This is a genomic window from Vibrio sp. A37, from assembly GCF_059777565.1.
Genome location: NZ_JBLNLI010000107.1, coordinates 1 through 244, shown reverse-complemented (window position 1 = coordinate 244; position 244 = coordinate 1). Strand labels below are relative to the sequence as shown.

Annotated in this window: 1 rRNA gene; it reads left to right on the top strand. The window is 45.1% G+C overall.

Going from position 1 to position 244, the window contains the following annotated elements:
- Positions 1 to 156: 156 nt before the first annotated feature.
- Positions 157 to 244 (top strand): 5S ribosomal RNA (rrf, locus tag ACM2FC_RS23710); the annotation flags it as partial.

Below are 244 nucleotides of genomic sequence, written 5' to 3'. Positions count from 1 at the left end.
GCTAACCTGTACTAATTGCCCGTGAGGCTTAACCATACAACACCAAAAGGGTTTTGTGGGACTCAGATAGAACATAACTTGAATGTGTAAAGACAGAATTTAAACAGCTTTCCAGATTAATTCATAAAGCCTGACGGCTTTGTGTAACAAAATTTGCTTGGCGACCATAGCGTTGTGGACCCACCTGAACCCATGCCGAACTCAGAAGTGAAACGCAACTGCGCCGATGGTAGTGTGGGGCTTC